The sequence below is a fragment of the Streptomyces pristinaespiralis genome (assembly GCF_001278075.1).
In the GTDB taxonomy this organism is placed as follows: Bacteria; Actinomycetota; Actinomycetes; order Streptomycetales; family Streptomycetaceae; genus Streptomyces; species Streptomyces pristinaespiralis.
In genome coordinates this window covers 3,722,974-3,739,660 of record NZ_CP011340.1, presented here as the reverse complement: position 1 = coordinate 3,739,660, position 16,687 = coordinate 3,722,974, and the positions used below count along the sequence as shown (strand labels likewise).

The 16,687-nt window shown below is 69.4% G+C and carries 21 protein-coding genes; 18 read left to right on the top strand and 3 right to left on the bottom strand.

The features are described from left to right. The first annotated feature begins 14 nt into the window (after nucleotides 1–14). Entirely contained in the window at nucleotides 15–1,208 is a 1,194-nt protein-coding gene (tuf, locus tag SPRI_RS15665) for an elongation factor Tu (RefSeq protein WP_005313609.1), read from the top strand. A 116-nt stretch (nucleotides 1,209–1,324) separates the two neighbouring features. Here tuf and SPRI_RS15660 read toward each other — a convergent pair whose 3' ends face one another. The 3 genes from SPRI_RS15660 to SPRI_RS15650 all read right to left on the bottom strand — a co-directional run bounded on the left by SPRI_RS15660 (nucleotide 1,325) and on the right by SPRI_RS15650 (nucleotide 8,107). Beyond that, nucleotides 1,325–3,475: a PIG-L family deacetylase gene (locus tag SPRI_RS15660; RefSeq protein ID WP_053557023.1), complete on the bottom strand. Its 2,151-nt coding sequence runs from the start codon at nucleotides 3,473–3,475 to the stop codon at nucleotides 1,325–1,327. 234 nt (nucleotides 3,476–3,709) lie between these two features. Beyond that, on the bottom strand, nucleotides 3,710–6,463 hold the full coding sequence (locus tag SPRI_RS15655) for a poly(A) polymerase (protein ID WP_053557022.1): 2,754 nt from the start codon (nucleotides 6,461–6,463) through the stop codon (nucleotides 3,710–3,712). Between the two features lie 3 nt (nucleotides 6,464–6,466). Beyond that, nucleotides 6,467–8,107, bottom strand: coding sequence for an RNA ligase family protein (locus SPRI_RS15650; RefSeq protein WP_005313596.1), 1,641 nt, complete (start codon nucleotides 8,105–8,107; stop codon nucleotides 6,467–6,469). Nucleotides 8,108–8,695: 588 nt separating this feature from the next. Here SPRI_RS15650 and rpsJ point away from each other — a divergent pair. From rpsJ to rplF, 17 genes are all read left to right on the top strand, one after another. Then, nucleotides 8,696–9,004, top strand: a complete 309-nt coding sequence (rpsJ, locus tag SPRI_RS15645) for a 30S ribosomal protein S10 (RefSeq protein ID WP_003948644.1) — start codon at nucleotides 8,696–8,698, stop codon at nucleotides 9,002–9,004. Nucleotides 9,005–9,018: 14 nt separating this feature from the next. Beyond that, nucleotides 9,019–9,663 (top strand): 50S ribosomal protein L3, encoded by a 645-nt coding sequence (rplC, locus tag SPRI_RS15640; RefSeq protein WP_005313592.1) that lies wholly within the window; start codon nucleotides 9,019–9,021, stop codon nucleotides 9,661–9,663. Between the two features lie 5 nt (nucleotides 9,664–9,668). Next, the gene (gene rplD / locus SPRI_RS15635; RefSeq protein ID WP_037773993.1) at nucleotides 9,669–10,319 is read left to right on the top strand and encodes a 50S ribosomal protein L4; all 651 of its coding nucleotides are present in this window, start codon (nucleotides 9,669–9,671) and stop codon (nucleotides 10,317–10,319) included. Next, on the top strand, nucleotides 10,319–10,642 hold the full coding sequence (gene rplW, locus SPRI_RS15630; protein ID WP_005313587.1) for a 50S ribosomal protein L23: 324 nt from the start codon (nucleotides 10,319–10,321) through the stop codon (nucleotides 10,640–10,642). The genes rplD and rplW overlap by 1 nt, the downstream gene beginning before the upstream one ends. 40 nt (nucleotides 10,643–10,682) lie before the next feature. Then, the gene (gene rplB / locus SPRI_RS15625) at nucleotides 10,683–11,519 is read left to right on the top strand and encodes a 50S ribosomal protein L2 (protein ID WP_005313586.1); all 837 of its coding nucleotides are present in this window, start codon (nucleotides 10,683–10,685) and stop codon (nucleotides 11,517–11,519) included. Nucleotides 11,520–11,531: 12 nt separating this feature from the next. After that, entirely contained in the window at nucleotides 11,532–11,813 is a 282-nt protein-coding gene (gene rpsS, locus SPRI_RS15620) for a 30S ribosomal protein S19 (protein WP_003956461.1), read from the top strand. A 43-nt stretch (nucleotides 11,814–11,856) separates the two neighbouring features. Next, a complete protein-coding gene (gene rplV / locus SPRI_RS15615; RefSeq protein WP_004571827.1) occupies nucleotides 11,857–12,204 on the top strand; it encodes a 50S ribosomal protein L22 in 348 nt (115 codons plus the stop codon). Further along, on the top strand, nucleotides 12,204–13,034 hold the full coding sequence (gene rpsC / locus SPRI_RS15610; protein ID WP_005313583.1) for a 30S ribosomal protein S3: 831 nt from the start codon (nucleotides 12,204–12,206) through the stop codon (nucleotides 13,032–13,034). Before rplV ends, rpsC begins: the two co-directional genes overlap by 1 nt. Nucleotides 13,035–13,039: 5 nt before the next feature. Continuing rightward, nucleotides 13,040–13,459: a 50S ribosomal protein L16 gene (gene rplP / locus SPRI_RS15605; protein WP_005313579.1), complete on the top strand. Its 420-nt coding sequence runs from the start codon at nucleotides 13,040–13,042 to the stop codon at nucleotides 13,457–13,459. Then, nucleotides 13,459–13,683: a 50S ribosomal protein L29 gene (gene rpmC, locus SPRI_RS15600; RefSeq protein ID WP_017949657.1), complete on the top strand. Its 225-nt coding sequence runs from the start codon at nucleotides 13,459–13,461 to the stop codon at nucleotides 13,681–13,683. The genes rplP and rpmC overlap by 1 nt, the downstream gene beginning before the upstream one ends. Further along, the gene (rpsQ, locus tag SPRI_RS15595) at nucleotides 13,683–13,967 is read left to right on the top strand and encodes a 30S ribosomal protein S17 (RefSeq protein WP_005313575.1); all 285 of its coding nucleotides are present in this window, start codon (nucleotides 13,683–13,685) and stop codon (nucleotides 13,965–13,967) included. The genes rpmC and rpsQ overlap by 1 nt, the downstream gene beginning before the upstream one ends. Nucleotides 13,968–14,075: 108 nt before the next feature. Beyond that, nucleotides 14,076–14,444 carry a 50S ribosomal protein L14 gene (gene rplN, locus SPRI_RS15590; protein ID WP_003956455.1) on the top strand — a complete coding sequence of 123 codons (369 nt, stop codon included), beginning with the start codon at nucleotides 14,076–14,078 and terminating at the stop codon, nucleotides 14,442–14,444. A gap of 2 nt (nucleotides 14,445–14,446) precedes the next feature. Beyond that, nucleotides 14,447–14,770: a 50S ribosomal protein L24 gene (rplX, locus tag SPRI_RS15585; protein ID WP_005313570.1), complete on the top strand. Its 324-nt coding sequence runs from the start codon at nucleotides 14,447–14,449 to the stop codon at nucleotides 14,768–14,770. Next, entirely contained in the window at nucleotides 14,770–15,327 is a 558-nt protein-coding gene (rplE, locus tag SPRI_RS15580; RefSeq protein WP_005313542.1) for a 50S ribosomal protein L5, read from the top strand. Before rplX ends, rplE begins: the two co-directional genes overlap by 1 nt. 5 nt (nucleotides 15,328–15,332) lie before the next feature. After that, complete coding sequence (locus SPRI_RS37155; protein WP_003956452.1) at nucleotides 15,333–15,518, top strand: type Z 30S ribosomal protein S14; 186 nt, start codon at nucleotides 15,333–15,335, stop codon at nucleotides 15,516–15,518. A 209-nt stretch (nucleotides 15,519–15,727) separates the two neighbouring features. Beyond that, complete coding sequence (gene rpsH, locus SPRI_RS15575; RefSeq protein WP_005313538.1) at nucleotides 15,728–16,126, top strand: 30S ribosomal protein S8; 399 nt, start codon at nucleotides 15,728–15,730, stop codon at nucleotides 16,124–16,126. Nucleotides 16,127–16,147: 21 nt separating this feature from the next. Then, nucleotides 16,148–16,687 carry a 50S ribosomal protein L6 gene (gene rplF / locus SPRI_RS15570; protein ID WP_005313535.1) on the top strand — a complete coding sequence of 180 codons (540 nt, stop codon included), beginning with the start codon at nucleotides 16,148–16,150 and terminating at the stop codon, nucleotides 16,685–16,687.

Here is a 16,687-nt window from a genome sequence, read left to right as displayed (position 1 = left end):
ACAGGAGGACCCCAGTGGCGAAGGCGAAGTTCGAGCGGACTAAGCCGCACGTCAACATCGGCACCATCGGTCACATCGACCACGGTAAGACGACCCTCACGGCCGCCATTACCAAGGTGCTGCACGACGCGTACCCGGACCTGAATGAGGCCTCGGCCTTCGACCAGATCGACAAGGCTCCTGAGGAGCGCCAGCGCGGTATCACCATCTCCATCGCGCACGTCGAGTACCAGACCGAGTCGCGTCACTACGCGCACGTCGACTGCCCCGGTCACGCGGACTACATCAAGAACATGATCACGGGTGCGGCGCAGATGGACGGCGCCATCCTCGTGGTCGCCGCGACCGACGGCCCGATGCCGCAGACCAAGGAGCACGTGCTCCTGGCCCGCCAGGTCGGCGTTCCGTACATCGTCGTCGCCCTGAACAAGGCCGACATGGTGGACGACGAGGAGATCCTGGAGCTCGTCGAGCTCGAGGTGCGTGAGCTCCTCTCCGAGTACGAGTTCCCGGGCGACGACGTTCCCGTCGTCAAGGTCTCGGCGCTCAAGGCTCTCGAGGGCGACAAGGAGTGGGGCCAGTCGGTCCTGAACCTGATGGCCGCCGTCGACGAGGCGATCCCGCAGCCCGAGCGTGACGTCGACAAGCCGTTCCTGATGCCGATCGAGGACGTCTTCACGATCACCGGTCGTGGCACCGTCGTCACCGGTCGTATCGAGCGTGGTGTCCTCAAGGTCAACGAGACCGTCGACATCGTCGGTATCAAGACCGAGAAGACCACCACCACGGTCACCGGCATCGAGATGTTCCGCAAGCTGCTCGACGAGGGCCAGGCGGGCGAGAACGTCGGTCTGCTCCTCCGTGGCATCAAGCGCGAGGACGTCGAGCGCGGCCAGGTCATCATCAAGCCGGGTTCGGTCACGCCGCACACCAGCTTCGAGGCCCAGGCCTACATCCTGTCGAAGGACGAGGGTGGCCGTCACACCCCCTTCTTCAACAACTACCGCCCGCAGTTCTACTTCCGTACCACGGACGTGACCGGCGTCGTGACCCTCCCCGAGGGCACCGAGATGGTCATGCCGGGCGACAACACCACCATGACCGTCGAGCTGATCCAGCCCGTCGCCATGGAGGAGGGCCTCAAGTTCGCCATCCGTGAGGGTGGCCGGACCGTGGGCGCCGGCCAGGTCACCAAGATCAACAAGTAATTGTTGCTCTGACCTGGTAGCTCGCTGAGCTGCAAGAAGGGCCCCGCACCTGTTGGTGCGGGGCCCTTCGTCATGTCCGGCGGGCGAGGGCTGCCGCGCCCGCCGGACATGACCGGTCAGCCGGTCGCCGTGCCCGAACCCGGTGACCATGTCCACGGGTGTGCGTCCGGGCCCATGCCGACGACCCTGACCTCCCCGGCGGGGGTGACGTCGAGTGTGGGGAGCTCCAGGGCCACGGCCCCCGCGGTGCGGGTCAGCAACCGGCCCTCGTGCCGGAGCTGCACCCGGCCCCGCAGGTCCAGGCCCACGAGGACGGCCCGCTCGGGGCCGCCGGCCGTGGCCAGCGGTCCGTAGCCGTCGAACCGGACGGCGGGCAGAAGCCTGCCGTCCGAGCTGAAGCGCGTCAGGGCGGGTGAGGCGCTGCCGCGGGAGTCCCTCGGGGACATCCGCTTCCAGGGCCGTTCCGTCCGGTACAGCAGATGCACGGAACCATCGGTCTTCGCGAGCACGGCGGGGGTGTCGACGGCGGCCGGCAGATGTCCGCCGGGTCGGTGGGTGACGGGCAGGCCGGGCGCCTCCTGGCTCCAGTGGTGGACGGTGGCGAAGCCCGCGCCGAACAGATGGACCCGGCCGGCCGCGTCGACGACGGTGGCCAGCCCGTCCTGGATCTCGGCGCTGCCGGCGAGGGCCCGCCAGCCGCTCCAGCGGCCGTCCGTTTCCCGGACCCGTGTGCTGACGCCCTTGTCCGCGTTGCGCACGAAGAGGTGAACCCTCCCGTCGGGCGCGGTGACGGCCACCGGCACCCCGATCCGCCGGCCGCGGTCGTCATGACGTTCGGGGTTGCCCAGGCCGCGCCACGCGAGGAAGGGTCCGCCCGCGGACCGCTGCTCCAGCAGCACTATCTCCCGAGCGTTGTTCCCGCCGTGACCGCTGATCGCCGAGAAGCGGAGGGCGAAGAGGAGCTGCCGCCCGTCGCCGAGCACCGCCTGTCCCAGCGTCGGCGCGAGCGGGCCGCCGCCGAGGTCGGCGGGCTGTCCCCACCGGCCGCCGCCGATCTCCGTCTCCCGCCAGCGCACCGCGCGCAGCCCCAGCACCCCGTACGCGGCCAGCCGCCCGTCCGGTTCTGTGGCGAGGACCGTACGGGGTCCGGGATAGCGGTAGCGGGTGGCACGGACCCAGCCCTTCTTGTTGGTCAGGGGCCGGTCGCCGCCGACGTTGTAGTCGCCGCATCCGCCGCTGTTGCCGCAGCTCCAGTCGGCTTCTCCGCCGTACGGGACCAGGTGCGCGGCCTTCTGTCCGAGCACCCCGTCCGGCAGGTTCTTCGGCCAGTGCCGGTTGTAGTAGCCGCGGAAGGAGGTGGCGACGAACGCCGGTATCTCGCCGCCGTCGCGGGCCGACTCGGCGACCCACCGGGCCATCGCCGCCCAGCTGAACGAGGCCACGGCGGTGTGGTCACCGTGGTCCGAGTAACCGCGCTGTTCGCTGTCCTTCTTACGGGTGAACTCGTCGCTGTACTGGATGTCGGGGTCGGGGTCGAGCGTCTGCACGACGGTGGGCCGGTAGCGGTCCATCAGTCCGACGAGGACGCCGACGAGCCGGTCGTAGTCGTAGCTCTCGATCCTGCGCACGGGGGAGTCGTCGGCGACGACGGTCGGCAGCTCCAGCACCCGGTCCCGCCAGAGGTTCGGCATACCGAGCCGGGCATGGCGTGTGGTGTGCATGGCGAGGTTGAGGTAGATCAGGTCGACGCGGCGGGGACCGACGGCCAGGCTGTTGACCTCGGCCCGCCGGCCGCCGCGCAGCGTCGTGATCCCCTTCTGCCACTCCGTGTACTTGGGCAGACCGAGCAGGGTCGCGTACGCCTGCCGCAGGCCCTGGTGGCGGGCGGACGAGTACGCGCTCTTGTCCGCGGCGGGACGGGGGCGCCCCGGCGCCTTGTTGACGCCGTTGGCCTCGCCCGCCGTGACGTACACGCAGACGAGGGGCACGCCGGAGTCCAGCATCCGCTGGGTGTCCGGGTTCATGAAGTACAGGTCGTCGTCGGGGTGCGCCAGTATCTGCATCAGCCGGGCGGGCCGTGTGTCGCTTATCGCGATGCCGGGCGCCGGGTCGGTGACGGGCCCGGTACGCCGTGGCGCGGGCACGGAACACGACGTCAGGGCGCCGGCCGAGCCGGCCGCGGCCAGCGCGCCCAGGGCGGCGATGACGCTGCGCCGCCGGGGCCGGGGCCTTTTCGGGCGCAGCCCTGACACAGCTCTGTCTTCCACGTGTGGTGCTCCGTCCGGTCCCCCCGCAGCGGCCGGGCGGTGCCCCCGTCTGCGTACTGTGATCTCCCCAGGTGGCGGCCGGGCCGGTCGAGCCGACAGCCGCGATCAACTAGACGGGGCGCGGCTGCCGGGGGTTGCCTGAATGTTCGCCATGTGTTCGATCTGACTCGCGGGGCCGACGCGGCTCTGCCCCTCGTCGCGCGGCGGCCGTGCGCTCACCTGTGAACCGGCACGTCACACCAGGGTCGGGACGTCACCGCCGGACACGTGGTCGACCGTCGTCCCGCCCAGGCCCCTGAGCCAGGGGGCGGTGAGCTCCGCGAGCCGGGCCGGGTCCGGCGGTGTGGGGCCGAGGCCGACGGCGTAGCGCACGGGCGAGCCGGAGAACGGGCGCGGCCAGGCGTGGACGCCGGGCTGCGGCAGTGACGTCAGCAGCGCCCGCATCCTGCCGCGGACGCGGCCCTCGTCGCCGGGGGCCACGGTCACCACCGCCCACGCCGCGTGCCGGCGGTGCATCGGGGGAGGGGCGAGCAGCGGTGGCGGGAAGTCGCCGTCCAGGACTTCCCAGGCACGGAACAACTCCTGCGTGATCAGGTCGCGCATGCCCTCCGTGACCTGGTCGGAGCAGGGCCGCACCGGCGCGGTCGGCGTCATCACGGTCATCGGCAGATCCGGGCGCGCCGGACCGCCGACCGGCTCCCGCCAGTCCCAGGCCGCCCAGGTCGCGAAGAAGTGGCGGAGCAGCTCGTCGGACGGCAGGGCGCCGGCCTCGCGGACGGTACGCGCCGCCAGCACGGACCAGGCGAGGCCCGGCAGCCCGCCGAACGGAGCGGAGTCCAGCCCCCTGGCCTTCGCCCATGCCTTGACCCGGCGGGCCAGGTCCGTGAAGGCCTCCCGCCGGTCCGCGACCTGGTCGAGCAGGGCATCGGCGTCGCTCACCGCGCTGAGCGCGATCGCCGCGTCCTCACCCAGCTCGGTGCGGCGGCCGACCGCTTCGGCCGGGTCGACGGCTCCTGTGGCGACGACGACGAGGTCCACGGCGAGGCCGCCGACGCTCATCCGCAGCCCGGGGACGCGGGCCCCGACCACCTCCCGCACGCCCGTCGCTTCCGGGAGCGCGGCCGTCAACCGGGCCCGTACGCCGGCGAGTTCGGGCGAGCCCGGCAGGGCGGCGACCAGGTCCAGGTCGGCGCCGGGCAGCTCGCACCCCATGCGGCGCGAGCCGACGAGGTGCACGCATCCGTCCGCCAGGGCGCGCTCGGCCTGTTCCCGCACGTCGCCGGGGACGCGCTCCTCCTCCGACACGCCGGACACGTGCGGCGCGTGCGGCGCGTCCGGTACCCACCGCACCTCGCCCGAGCCGAGCGCGACCGTCGCCCGTACCCGCATCGGCTCGCCTGCGCGGCGTGAGAGCAGCGCCAGCTCGCCGACCCGGGCGGACAAGCCGCCGAGCCGGGACTCGCACTCGGCCGCCAGCGGCTGCGGATCGGAGGTCCGGCCCAGGCTCAGGTGCGGGGTGAAGCCCTCCCGCCGGCCCCGGCAGCGGGGGAACCGCCGCTCCAGGGCCTGCCGCAGCTCCTGCCACGGCTGCTCGCCGGCGGCGGCCGGGTCGAGCCACACGGTCGCGTCCTCGCGGTGACCGAAGCTGTGCACGCCCTCCAGCCGCGCGTCGAAGGGGGCGACGCCCGCGGCCACCTCCGCGAGCAGCGGGGCCGCCTCCTCGAAGGCGGACTCCGGCACGAAACCGAAGAGCAGGTTGACGTGCGGCGGCCAGCGGTGGATCTGCGGGTCGTGCTCGCGGCGGACTTCCTGGATCGCCGTCCACAGGCCGGCGGGCGGCAGCCAGGCCACTGCCGTGCGGGCCGTCGGCCGTACGTCGAGGACGCGGCCGTCCGTTCCCGCGGGGCTCAGGGCGACCTCGACGCCGTAGTGGTCGGAGATGTGCAGCCCCTCCGGGGTCGGGACGTCCCCGCGCAGGACGGCCGAGTCGACCCGCAGCCCGTCCGACCGGAGCAGCACGCGGTCCAGCCTGGACACCCGCCCGCTCAGGGACGAGACGGCGGCCAGCGGGTTGGCGCCGGGGTCGAAGGTGGGGGTCGTGTCGCCGTGGCCGTGCGCATCGCTCCACGCGTCGCGCATGCCGAGCGTCGTCTGCGGTGCGTCCGTGCCGTCGTTGAAGTCGCCCATGAGCACGACGTCCCCGTCGATGCCCGCCAACCCTTCGGCGATCCGGGCCAGTTCGGCGTCCCGCCGGGTGGCGCCGTCCTCGGAGTGGTCGCTGGTGAGATGGGTCGCGGCCACGGTCACCGGACCGCCGCCGCTCTCCACGACGATCGCCGTCACCGCCTTGTGCGGGCCGAGGGCGTGGTGGCCCGCCTCCCGCACGGGCAGCCGGCTGAGCAGCAGCAGCCCGCACTCGTCGACGTCACGGCCGCCGGGGTCGGTGGCCACCGTGTACGCGTCCCGTACCCACGGCGTGCGCAGCAGCATGACGAGCAGCTCGGGCTCGACCTCCTGGAGCGCGATGACGTCCGCGTCGGCCTCGCGGAGGGCGTCGATCAGCAGGGGGCGGCGTACGGCGGTGGCGATGCGGTCGGAGTCGTAGCGGTCCCACAGGGTGTTCCAGGTCAGGACGCGCAGGCTGCCCGCGGTGCCCTTGGGGGCGTGCGCCGGCACCCAGGCGTCCCCGTCCCAGGCGTACGGCGTCCGTGCCGCGAAGAACGGCGCACGCAGTCGGCGCGCCTCCCGCACCCGGCCGGCCTCCGTCTCGTCGATCCGGTCCACGCCCGTGGCCCGGTCCCACACCAGCTCGCCGTCCGCCTCGAAGAACAGCACCCGGTGCCAGGGGATGTCCCCGCCCGGTACGAAGGCCGACAGCGGCATGCGCTTGGGCGCCGCCTCGCGCCGGCGCACGCCGATCACGAAGCGCGCCGGGTCGAAGCGGGCGTCCCAGCGGACCCGGTGGTAGATCTCCTCGCTGGTACGCACGGCCTACGCCTCCTCCTCGACGGTCCCGCCCGCCCCGATGTACCAGGTGCGGTGCGCCTGGCCCGGGTACGGCGGGACGAACCGGTGCAGTTGCGAGGTCAGCACCTCCGGCGGAACGGGATGCTCTCTCTCCAGGTTGCGCCGCGCCAGCTCGTCCTCGTCGACCAGCAGCACGGCGTGGGTCGTGAACGCGTCACGACGGCGGGCCACCGCGTGCACCAGCGACCGTTGGTGCGGATTGAGGGACGTGGCGTCCCACACCACGGTCCCGCCGCGCGCCAGGGCGGCGTCCAGCAGGTCGAGGCCCTCGCGGAGCACGTCCCCGTTGGCCTTCTGGCCGGCGCGCGAGCCGCGGGCGAGGCGCAGGTCGTCGAGGGACACGTACGCGTCCACCCCGCCGAGGCCCCGCGCGAAGGAACTCTTGCCGCTGCCGGACGGGCCCACCAGATGGATCAGCCGGGGGAAGTCGCCGGAGCGCCACCGCCAGGTCGCCGCGACGGCCTCCGCCGCGCTGCCGATACGGCCCTCGGCGTACGCCGCGCGGGCCTCGGCCCGGCAGCGGGCCGCCGCGTCGTCGTCCAGTTCGGCGAACGCCGCGGTGAGCCCGTCGAGCGGCACGACGTCCGCGGCGTGCAGCGCCGACCACTCGACCTGCTCCCGTGCCTCCGCCGTCGTGGCCGTCGCCTGCGCCACCGCGTGCAGCAGCTCGAGGTCGGCGGCGTACGACATCCGCACGAGCCCGGTCCGGCGCTCCTCGTCCGGGTACGGCCGGTGCAGGCCGGCCTGAAGTCCGGCCAGGTCGGCGACGCGCCGCGCGAGCGGCATGCCGAGCAGCGGGGCGAGGCGGGGCGCGAGCGCGGCCCGCCGCTCCCGGTGCAGCAGCGCGGCCAGTACGCCGGCGAGCCGGGCGTCCCCCGTGCGGTCGCCGGTGTCCAGCCGCGCCACGGCGTCCACGTCACCGTCTCCCACGCCCAGGGCCCGGGGGTCCGGCGTGGCCCCGGACCGTACGTCCCACAGCGCGGCGCCCGGGCCGAGCCCGTTGGGTACGACGGCCGCGTGCATCCAGTGGGTGTCGGTCCGCACGTGCCCGGCCCGCACCCACTTGGCGACCCGCTGCCCGAACTCCTCGGCCATGAAGCCGTCCGCGGTGCGGACGACGTACCCCTCCTGCCGCGCGAGATCCAGCTTCAGGGCCCGCAGGGCACGCTCGTCGAACACCCCGCGCCACAGCACCCGCGGCACCGGCACGCCGAGGTCGCGCAGGAAGGCGACGGTCCGGTCCCAGTCCAGGCACCAGCCGAGTTCGTCCCACACGGAGAACCCGTAGAAGTGGCTCTCCAGGTCGTCGTACGCGATCGAGTGCCGGGCGAACATGTTCTCCCCGCACACCCGCCAGTCCTCCGGGATCCGGTGCGCGACCCGCCCCTGCAGTGCCTTCACCCACGCCCGGGACGGATGATGGGCGGAGTCCAGCGAGCGGGCGTGGAGTCCGTCGCGGTACAGGGTGGTGTTCTCGCCGTCGAGCTTCTCGGTGACGACGACCTCTCGCCCGCGCAGGCCGTCGAGCTCCGTGACGCGCACATCGTCGGAGGTCGCCCCGGGCGACCACGGCAGATGAGCCGTGCGTGGATAGTGCGTGCGCATGGCAGAACAGGGCCCCCGTGTCGAATGACTGTCCGGCCACTGTAGGAGCGGCGAGGAGCCCGGTTCGACCGAATATCACCCAGGGGGAGCCTGGACGGCGAGCCTGTACTCGGCCGTGGTGAACCGGCCTTGGGCGTCACTGGTGGTGCCGGGCGGGACGACGGGACGGCGGTCGTCCGGACAGGGGTTCTGCGAGCCGTTGTTTGACACCTAACCCCCGCGGGGTAGTGTTCTCGGCTCGATTGGCCATGGCGCGGGAGCGTGTGGCAGACTGTCCGGGTTGCTCGGTTGAGTGCCGATGCTGCGCGCCTCCCGCCGGGAGGACCGGAAGCGAGTCCCACAGTACTCGTCGACCCTCGGGTCGGACGTACGGGAATCTTCCGGGAAGTGTCAGCGGGGTACCGGCCAGGCACTCGGCGGGAGCTCTTCCCCCGATACGCGGCCGCAGGCCGCACCCCCTTGGTTGGGAAATCCTTCGGGAGATCTTCGTAGAGGGAGTGCGACACGCCCGACCGCGTGGGTCGGAGAAGAGAGCAAGACCCACCGAGTACCAGAGCGTTTCACTAGACAAAGGACTACTGAGTAGCCATGGCGGGACAGAAGATCCGCATCCGGCTCAAGGCCTACGACCACGAGGTCATCGACTCCTCGGCGAAGAAGATCGTCGAGACGGTGACCCGCACTGGTGCGTCGGTCGCAGGCCCGGTGCCGCTGCCCACTGAGAAGAACGTGTACTGCGTCATCAAGTCGCCGCACAAGTACAAGGACTCGCGCGAGCACTTCGAGATGCGCACGCACAAGCGCCTGATCGACATCCTCGACCCGACGCCCAAGACCGTTGACTCGTTGATGCGCCTGGACCTTCCGGCCGGCGTCGACATCGAGATCAAGCTCTGAGAGGCGCGGAAGAGATGGCAAAGCAGATCAAGGGCGTCCTGGGCGAGAAGCTCGGCATGACCCAGGTCTGGGACGAGAACAACCGTGTCGTCCCGGTGACCGTCGTCAAGGCCGGGCCCTGTGTCGTTACCCAGGTCCGTACGAATGACATCGACGGCTACGAGTCGGTCCAGATCGCCTTCGGCGAGATCGACCCTCGCAAGGTGAACAAGCCCCTCAAGGGCCACTTCGCCAAGGCCGACGTGACCCCCCGCCGCCACCTGGTGGAGCTCCGCACCCCTGACGCCAGCGAGTACACGCTGGGCCAGGAGATCACTGCCGAGGTGTTCGAGTCCGGCGTCAAGGTCGACGTCACGGGCAAGAGCAAGGGCAAGGGCTTCGCCGGTGTCATGAAGCGTCACAACTTCAAGGGCCTCGGCGCCGGTCACGGCACCCAGCGCAAGCACCGCTCTCCCGGCTCCATCGGTGGCTGCGCCACCCCGGGCCGTGTGTTCAAGGGCCTCCGCATGGCGGGCCGCATGGGCAACGAGCGGGTCACCACCCAGAACCTGACCGTTCACGCCGTTGACGCGGAGAAGGGCCTGCTCCTCATCAAGGGCGCAGTTCCTGGTCCGAACGGCGGCCTGGTCCTGGTCCGCACTGCGGCCAAGGGGGCCTGAGGACTATGAGCACCATTGACATCCTGTCGCCCGCGGGCGACAAGTCCGGGACCGTTGAGCTCCCGGCCGAGATCTTCGACGCCAAGGTCAGCATCCCGCTGATCCACCAGGTCGTCGTCGCGCAGCTGGCCGCTGCCCGTCAGGGCACGCACAAGGTCAAGACGCGTGGCGAGGTCCGCGGTGGTGGCAAGAAGCCTTACCGCCAGAAGGGCACCGGCCGCGCCCGTCAGGGTTCGACCCGTGCGCCTCAGTTCGCCGGCGGTGGCGTCGTCCACGGCCCCGTGCCGCGTGACTACTCGCAGCGGACCCCGAAGAAGATGAAGGCCGCCGCCCTGCGCGGTGCCCTCACCGACCGGGCCCGTCACTCCCGCATCCACGTCGTCTCCGGCGTGGTCGAGGGCGAGGTCTCCACCAAGGCAGCGAAGACGCTGTTCGGCAAGATCAGTGAGCGCAAGAACCTGCTCCTGGTCGTCGACCGCGCCGACGAGGCCGCGTGGCTGTCCGCCCGCAACCTGCCCCAGGTGCACATCCTGGAGCCGGGCCAGCTGAACACGTACGACGTGCTCGTCTCCGACGACGTGGTCTTCACCAAGGCCGCCTTCGAGTCCTTCGTGTCTGGCCCCAAGGCCGCTGAGACCGAAGGGAGCGACGTCTGATGTCCGAGGCGACCGTAACCAGCAAGACCTTCACGGACCCGCGCGACGTTCTCGTCAAGCCGGTTGTGTCCGAGAAGAGCTACGCCCTGCTCGACGAGAACAAGTACACGTTCATCGTCGCGCCCGGCTCCAACAAGACCCAGATCAAGCAGGCCGTCGAGGCGGTCTTCTCGGTCAAGGTCACCGGGGTCAACACGATCAACCGTCAGGGCAAGCGCAAGCGCACCCGCACCGGTTTCGGCAAGCGCGCCAACACCAAGCGCGCCATCGTGACCCTTGCCGAGGGCGACCGTATCGACATCTTCGGCGGTCCGACCGCCTAACGGCGGTCTGGATCGTCCGATATCGGACGAGGACTGAGAAATGGGTATCCGCAAGTACAAGCCGACGACTCCGGGCCGTCGTGGCTCCAGCGTCGCCGACTTCGTCGAGATCACGCGGTCCACGCCGGAGAAGTCGCTGGTCCGCCCCCTGCACAGCAAGGGCGGCCGTAACAACACCGGTCGTGTGACCGTCCGTCACCAGGGCGGTGGCCACAAGCGCGCCTACCGCGTGATCGACTTCCGTCGTCACGACAAGGACGGCGTGCCGGCCAAGGTCGCTCACATCGAGTACGACCCCAACCGCACCGCGCGCATCGCGCTCCTGCACTACGCAGACGGCGAGAAGCGCTACATCATCGCCCCCCGTGGCCTGAGCCAGGGCGACCGGGTCGAGAACGGCCCCGGCGCCGACATCAAGCCCGGTAACAACCTGGCGCTGCGCAACATCCCGGTCGGTACGACCATCCACGCCATCGAGCTGCGGCCCGGCGGCGGCGCGAAGTTCGCCCGTTCCGCGGGTGCCTCCGTGCAGCTGCTGGCGAAGGAGGGCCAGATGGCCCACCTGCGTATGCCGTCCGGCGAGATTCGCCTGGTCGACATCCGCTGCCGCGCCACGGTCGGCGAGGTCGGCAACGCCGAGCAGTCGAACATCAACTGGGGCAAGGCCGGCCGTCTGCGCTGGAAGGGCGTTCGCCCGACCGTCCGCGGTGTCGCGATGAACCCGGTTGACCACCCGCACGGTGGTGGTGAGGGCAAGACCTCCGGTGGTCGCCACCCGGTCTCCCCGTGGGGTCAGAAGGAGGGTCGTACTCGTTCTCCCAAGAAGGCGAGCAACAAGTACATCGTCCGCCGCCGCAAGACGAACAAGAAGCGCTAGGAGCGGGTTTAGATGCCGCGCAGTCTCAAGAAGGGGCCCTTCGTCGACGACCACCTGATCAAGAAGGTGGACGTACAGAACGAAGCCGGCACCAAGAACGTCATCAAGACCTGGTCCCGTCGCTCGATGATCGTCCCGGCCATGCTGGGCCACACGATCGCGGTGCACAACGGCAAGACCCATGTCCCGGTGTTCGTCACCGAGTCGATGGTCGGCCACAAGCTCGGCGAGTTCTCGCCGACTCGCACCTTCCGCGGCCACGTCAAGGACGACCGGAAGTCGAAGCGCCGCTAACCGCGGGGTGGAACGACTAATGACTTACACCGAAGGGACAACCATGGAAGCCAGGGCCCAGGCGCGGTACATCCGCGTCACGCCCATGAAGGCCCGCCGAGTGGTGGACCTCATCCGTGGCATGGATGCCACGGAGGCTCAGGCGGTCCTGCGTTTCGCCCCGCAGGCCGCGAGCGTGCCGGTCGGCAAGGTGCTGGACAGCGCCATTGCCAACGCCGCGCACAACTACGACCACACCGACGCCTCTTCGCTGGTCATCAGCGAGGCGTACGTGGACGAGGGTCCGACCCTGAAGCGGTTCCGTCCGCGTGCTCAGGGCCGTGCCTACCGGATCCGTAAGCGGACCAGCCACATCACCGTGGTCGTCAGCAGCAAGGAAGGAACCCGGTAATGGGCCAGAAGGTAAACCCGCACGGGTTCCGGCTCGGTATCACCACGGACTTCAAGTCCCGCTGGTACGCCGACAAGCTGTACAAGGACTACGTCAAGGAAGACGTCGCCATCCGTCGGATGATGACGTCCGGCATGGAGCGCGCCGGCATCTCGAAGGTTGAGATCGAGCGCACCCGTGACCGCGTGCGGGTGGACATCCACACCGCGCGTCCCGGCATCGTCATCGGCCGCCGTGGCGCCGAGGCCGACCGCATCCGCGGCGACCTCGAGAAGCTCACGGGCAAGCAGGTCCAGCTGAACATCCTCGAGGTCAAGAACCCCGAGGTCGACGCTCAGCTGGTGGCCCAGGCCGTTGCCGAGCAGCTGTCCTCCCGCGTCTCCTTCCGCCGCGCCATGCGTAAGAGCATGCAGTCGGCGATGAAGGCCGGCGCCAAGGGCATCAAGATCCAGTGTGGCGGTCGTCTCGGCGGCGCCGAGATGTCCCGCTCGGAGTTCTACCGCGAGGGTCGTGTGCCGCTGCACACGCTGCGCGCGAACGTCGAGTACGGCTTCTTCGAGGCCAAGACGACCTTCGGCCGCATCGGCGTGAAGGTCTGGATCTACAAGGGCGACGTCAAGAACATCGCCGAGGTCCGCGCCGAGAACGCTGCTGCCCGCGCCGGCAACCGCCCGGCCCGTGGTGGCGCTGACCGCCCGGCCCGTGGTGGCCGCGGTGGCGAGCGTGGCGGTCGCGGTCGCAAGCCGCAGCAGGCTCCGGCTGCCGAGGCCCCCAAGGCCGACGCTCCCGCCGCCGCTCCGGCTGCTGAGAGCACCGGAACGGAGGCCTGACCGAAATGCTGATCCCCCGTAGGGTCAAGCACCGCAAGCAGCACCACCCGAAGCGCCGCGGTATGGCCAAGGGTGGTACGACGGTTGCGTTCGGCGAGTACGGCATCCAGGCCATGACTCCGGCGTACGTGACCAACCGCCAGATCGAGGCGGCTCGTATCGCGATGACCCGCCACATCAAGCGTGGCGGCAAGGTCTGGATCAACATCTACCCGGACCGTCCGCTGACGAAGAAGCCCGCCGAGACCCGCATGGGTTCCGGTAAGGGTTCCCCCGAGTGGTGGGTCGCGAACGTGCACCCGGGCCGGGTCATGTTCGAGCTGTCCTACCCGAACGAAAAGATTGCACGTGAGGCTCTGACTCGCGCGGCCCACAAGCTGCCGATGAAGTGCCGGATCGTCAAGCGCGAGGCAGGTGAAGCGTGATGTCGGCCGGTACCAAGGCGTCCGAGCTGCGCGAGCTGGGCAACGAGGAGCTTGTTGCCAAGCTCCGCGAGGCCAAGGAAGAGCTGTTCAACCTCCGCTTCCAGGCGGCGACCGGTCAGCTCGAGAACCACGGCCGGCTGAAGGCCGTCCGCAAGGACATCGCGCGGATCTACACCCTGATGCGTGAGCGCGAGCTGGGCATCGAGACGGTGGAGAGCGCCTGATGAGCGAGAGCAACGTGACTGAAGACAAGACCGCCCGCGGTTTCCGCAAGACCCGTGAGGGTCTCGTCGTCAGCGACAAGATGGACAAGACCGTCGTCGTCGCTGTCGAGGACCGCGTGAAGCACGCGCTGTACGGCAAGGTCATCCGCCGTACCAACAAGCTCAAGGCGCACGACGAGCAGAACGCTGCCGGCGTCGGCGACCGCGTCCTCATCATGGAGACGCGTCCGCTGTCGGCGACCAAGCGCTGGCGCATCGTCGAGATCCTCGAGAAGGCCAAGTAATTGCTTGAAGGGGTAACCCTTCGAGTTCGTTCCGCCAGGCTCGGTGGGGGCGTCCCCTCGTAAGAGGGGAGCCCCCGCCGGGAACCGGCAGACAATCAGGAGATAGACGTGATCCAGCAGGAGTCGCGACTGCGCGTCGCCGACAACACTGGTGCCAAGGAGATCCTTTGCATCCGTGTTCTCGGTGGCTCCGGTCGCCGCTACGCGGGCATCGGTGACGTCATCGTCGCCACCGTCAAGGACGCGATCCCCGGTGGCAACGTGAAGAAGGGTGACGTCGTCAAGGCGGTCATCGTTCGCACCGTCAAGGAGCGTCGTCGTCAGGACGGCTCGTACATCCGCTTCGACGAGAACGCCGCCGTCATTCTGAAGAACGACGGCGACCCTCGCGGCACCCGTATCTTCGGCCCGGTGGGCCGTGAGCTGCGCGAGAAGAAGTTCATGAAGATCATCTCGCTCGCGCCGGAGGTGCTGTAAGCATGAAGATCAAGAAGGGCGACCTGGTTCAGGTCATCACCGGTAAGGACAAGGGCAAGCAGGGCAAGGTCATCGCGGCCTTCCCCCGCGAGGACCGCGTCCTGGTCGAGGGTGTCAACCGGGTCAAGAAGCACACCAAGGCCGGCCAGACCGCTCGTGGTTCGCAGACCGGTGGCATCGTCACGACCGAGGCCCCCATTCACGTGAGCAATGTTCAGCTCGTCGTGGAGAAGGACGGCAAGAAGGTCGTGACCCGCGTCGGTTTCCGCTTCGACGACGAGGGCAACAAGATCCGCGTTGCCAAGCGGACGGGTGAGGACATCTGATGGCTACCACCACCACTCCGCGTCTGAAGACGAAGTACCGCGAGGAGATCGCGGGCAAGCTGCGTGAGGAGTTCTCCTACGAGAACGTCATGCAGGTTCCCGGCCTCGTCAAGATCGTGGTCAACATGGGTGTGGGCGACGCCGCCCGCGACTCCAAGCTGATGGACGGCGCGATTCGCGACCTCACCACGATCACCGGTCAGAAGCCGGCCGTCACCAAGGCCCGCAAGTCCATCGCGCAGTTCAAGCTGCGTGAGGGTCAGCCGATCGGTGCCCACGTCACGCTTCGTGGCGACCGCATGTGGGAGTTCCTGGACCGCACCCTGTCGCTCGCGCTTCCGCGCATCCGCGACTTCCGTGGTCTGTCCCCCAAGCAGTTCGACGGCCGTGGCAACTACACCTTCGGTCTCACGGAGCAGGTCATGTTCCACGAGATCGACCAGGACAAGATCGACCGCGTCCGGGGTATGGACATCACCGTGGTCACCACGGCGACCAACGACGACGAGGGCCGAGCCCTTCTGCGTCACCTCGGCTTCCCGTTCAAGGAGGCGTAAGCGAGATGGCGAAGAAGGCTCTTATTGCCAAGGCTGCTCGTAAGCCCAAGTTCGGTGTGCGTGCGTACACCCGCTGCCAGCGCTGCGGCCGCCCGCACTCCGTGTACCGCAAGTTCGGCCTCTGCCGCGTGTGCCTTCGTGAGATGGCTCACCGTGGCGAGCTGCCGGGCGTGACCAAGAGCTCCTGGTAGTCCCCTTAATCGGGACAACCGGAGTCTCTCGGTAAGCAGAGGGTTGGCAGGGGCCCTTCTCTCCATGGCTTAGGCTAGGAGGGTTGGGCGTCTGCCGCCCGTACGACTTACTACGCCGTAGGTCCCCGCGCCGCACCCGTCCCGCCCCTGTGTGGGGAGAGGGATGGCGCATACAGGAAACCCCGGCGAGAGAGGCCGAAGGCCAATTCATGACCATGACTGATCCGATCGCAGACATGCTGACGCGTCTGCGTAACGCGAACTCGGCGTACCACGACTCCGTGGTGATGCCGCACAGCAAGATCAAGTCGCACATCGCCGAGATCCTCCAGCAGGAGGGTTTCATCACCGGCTGGAAGGTCGAGGACGCCGAGGTCGGCAAGAACCTCGTCCTCGAGCTGAAGTTCGGCCCGAACCGTGAGCGTTCGATCGCCGGCATCAAGCGCATCTCCAAGCCGGGTCTGCGTGTTTACGCGAAGTCCACCAACCTGCCGAAGGTTCTCGGCGGCCTGGGCGTGGCGATCATCTCCACGTCCCACGGTCTCCTGACCGGCCAGCAGGCGCAGAAGAAGGGCGTGGGTGGGGAAGTCCTCGCCTACGTCTGGTAGTCGGGAACGGAGGAAAAGCTAATGTCGCGAATCGGCAAGCTCCCCATCCAGGTTCCCGCCGGTGTGGACGTCACCATCGATGGCCGCACGGTCGCGGTGAAGGGTCCGAAGGGCTCCCTCACGCACACCGTCGCTGCGCCGATCGAGATTGTTAAGGGCGAGGAGGGCGTGCTCAACGTCACCCGTCCCAACGACGAGCGTCAGAACAAGGCCCTGCACGGCCTGTCCCGCACGCTGGTGGCGAACATGATCACCGGTGTGACCCAGGGATACACCAAGGCGCTCGAGATCAGCGGTGTCGGTTACCGCGTCGCCGCGAAGGGCTCCAACCTGGAGTTCCAGCTCGGCTACAGCCACCCGATCCTGGTGGAGGCGCCGGAAGGCATCTCCTTCAAGGTCGAGTCGCCGACCAAGTTCTCGGTCGAGGGCATCGACAAGCAGAAGGTCGGCGAGGTCGCCGCGAACATCCGCAAGCTGCGCAAGCCCGACCCGTACAAGGCCAAGGGCGTGAAGTACGCGGGCGAGGTCATCCGCCGCAAGGTCGGAAAGGCGGGTAAGTAA

Coding starts and splice junctions, on each gene's coding strand:
- SPRI_RS15650 (WP_005313596.1), bottom strand. CDS start 8,107: ATGCGCACGCACTATCCACGCACGGCTCATCTGCCGTGGTCGCCCGGG.
- rpsJ (WP_003948644.1), top strand. CDS start 8,696: ATGGCGGGACAGAAGATCCGCATCCGGCTCAAGGCCTACGACCACGAG.
- rplC (WP_005313592.1), top strand. CDS start 9,019: ATGGCAAAGCAGATCAAGGGCGTCCTGGGCGAGAAGCTCGGCATGACC.
- rplD (WP_037773993.1), top strand. CDS start 9,669: ATGAGCACCATTGACATCCTGTCGCCCGCGGGCGACAAGTCCGGGACC.
- rplW (WP_005313587.1), top strand. CDS start 10,319: ATGTCCGAGGCGACCGTAACCAGCAAGACCTTCACGGACCCGCGCGAC.
- rplB (WP_005313586.1), top strand. CDS start 10,683: ATGGGTATCCGCAAGTACAAGCCGACGACTCCGGGCCGTCGTGGCTCC.
- rpsS (WP_003956461.1), top strand. CDS start 11,532: ATGCCGCGCAGTCTCAAGAAGGGGCCCTTCGTCGACGACCACCTGATC.
- rplV (WP_004571827.1), top strand. CDS start 11,857: ATGGAAGCCAGGGCCCAGGCGCGGTACATCCGCGTCACGCCCATGAAG.
- rpsC (WP_005313583.1), top strand. CDS start 12,204: ATGGGCCAGAAGGTAAACCCGCACGGGTTCCGGCTCGGTATCACCACG.
- rplP (WP_005313579.1), top strand. CDS start 13,040: ATGCTGATCCCCCGTAGGGTCAAGCACCGCAAGCAGCACCACCCGAAG.
- rpmC (WP_017949657.1), top strand. CDS start 13,459: ATGTCGGCCGGTACCAAGGCGTCCGAGCTGCGCGAGCTGGGCAACGAG.
- rpsQ (WP_005313575.1), top strand. CDS start 13,683: ATGAGCGAGAGCAACGTGACTGAAGACAAGACCGCCCGCGGTTTCCGC.
- rplX (WP_005313570.1), top strand. CDS start 14,447: ATGAAGATCAAGAAGGGCGACCTGGTTCAGGTCATCACCGGTAAGGAC.
- rplE (WP_005313542.1), top strand. CDS start 14,770: ATGGCTACCACCACCACTCCGCGTCTGAAGACGAAGTACCGCGAGGAG.
- SPRI_RS37155 (WP_003956452.1), top strand. CDS start 15,333: ATGGCGAAGAAGGCTCTTATTGCCAAGGCTGCTCGTAAGCCCAAGTTC.
- rpsH (WP_005313538.1), top strand. CDS start 15,728: ATGACCATGACTGATCCGATCGCAGACATGCTGACGCGTCTGCGTAAC.
- rplF (WP_005313535.1), top strand. CDS start 16,148: ATGTCGCGAATCGGCAAGCTCCCCATCCAGGTTCCCGCCGGTGTGGAC.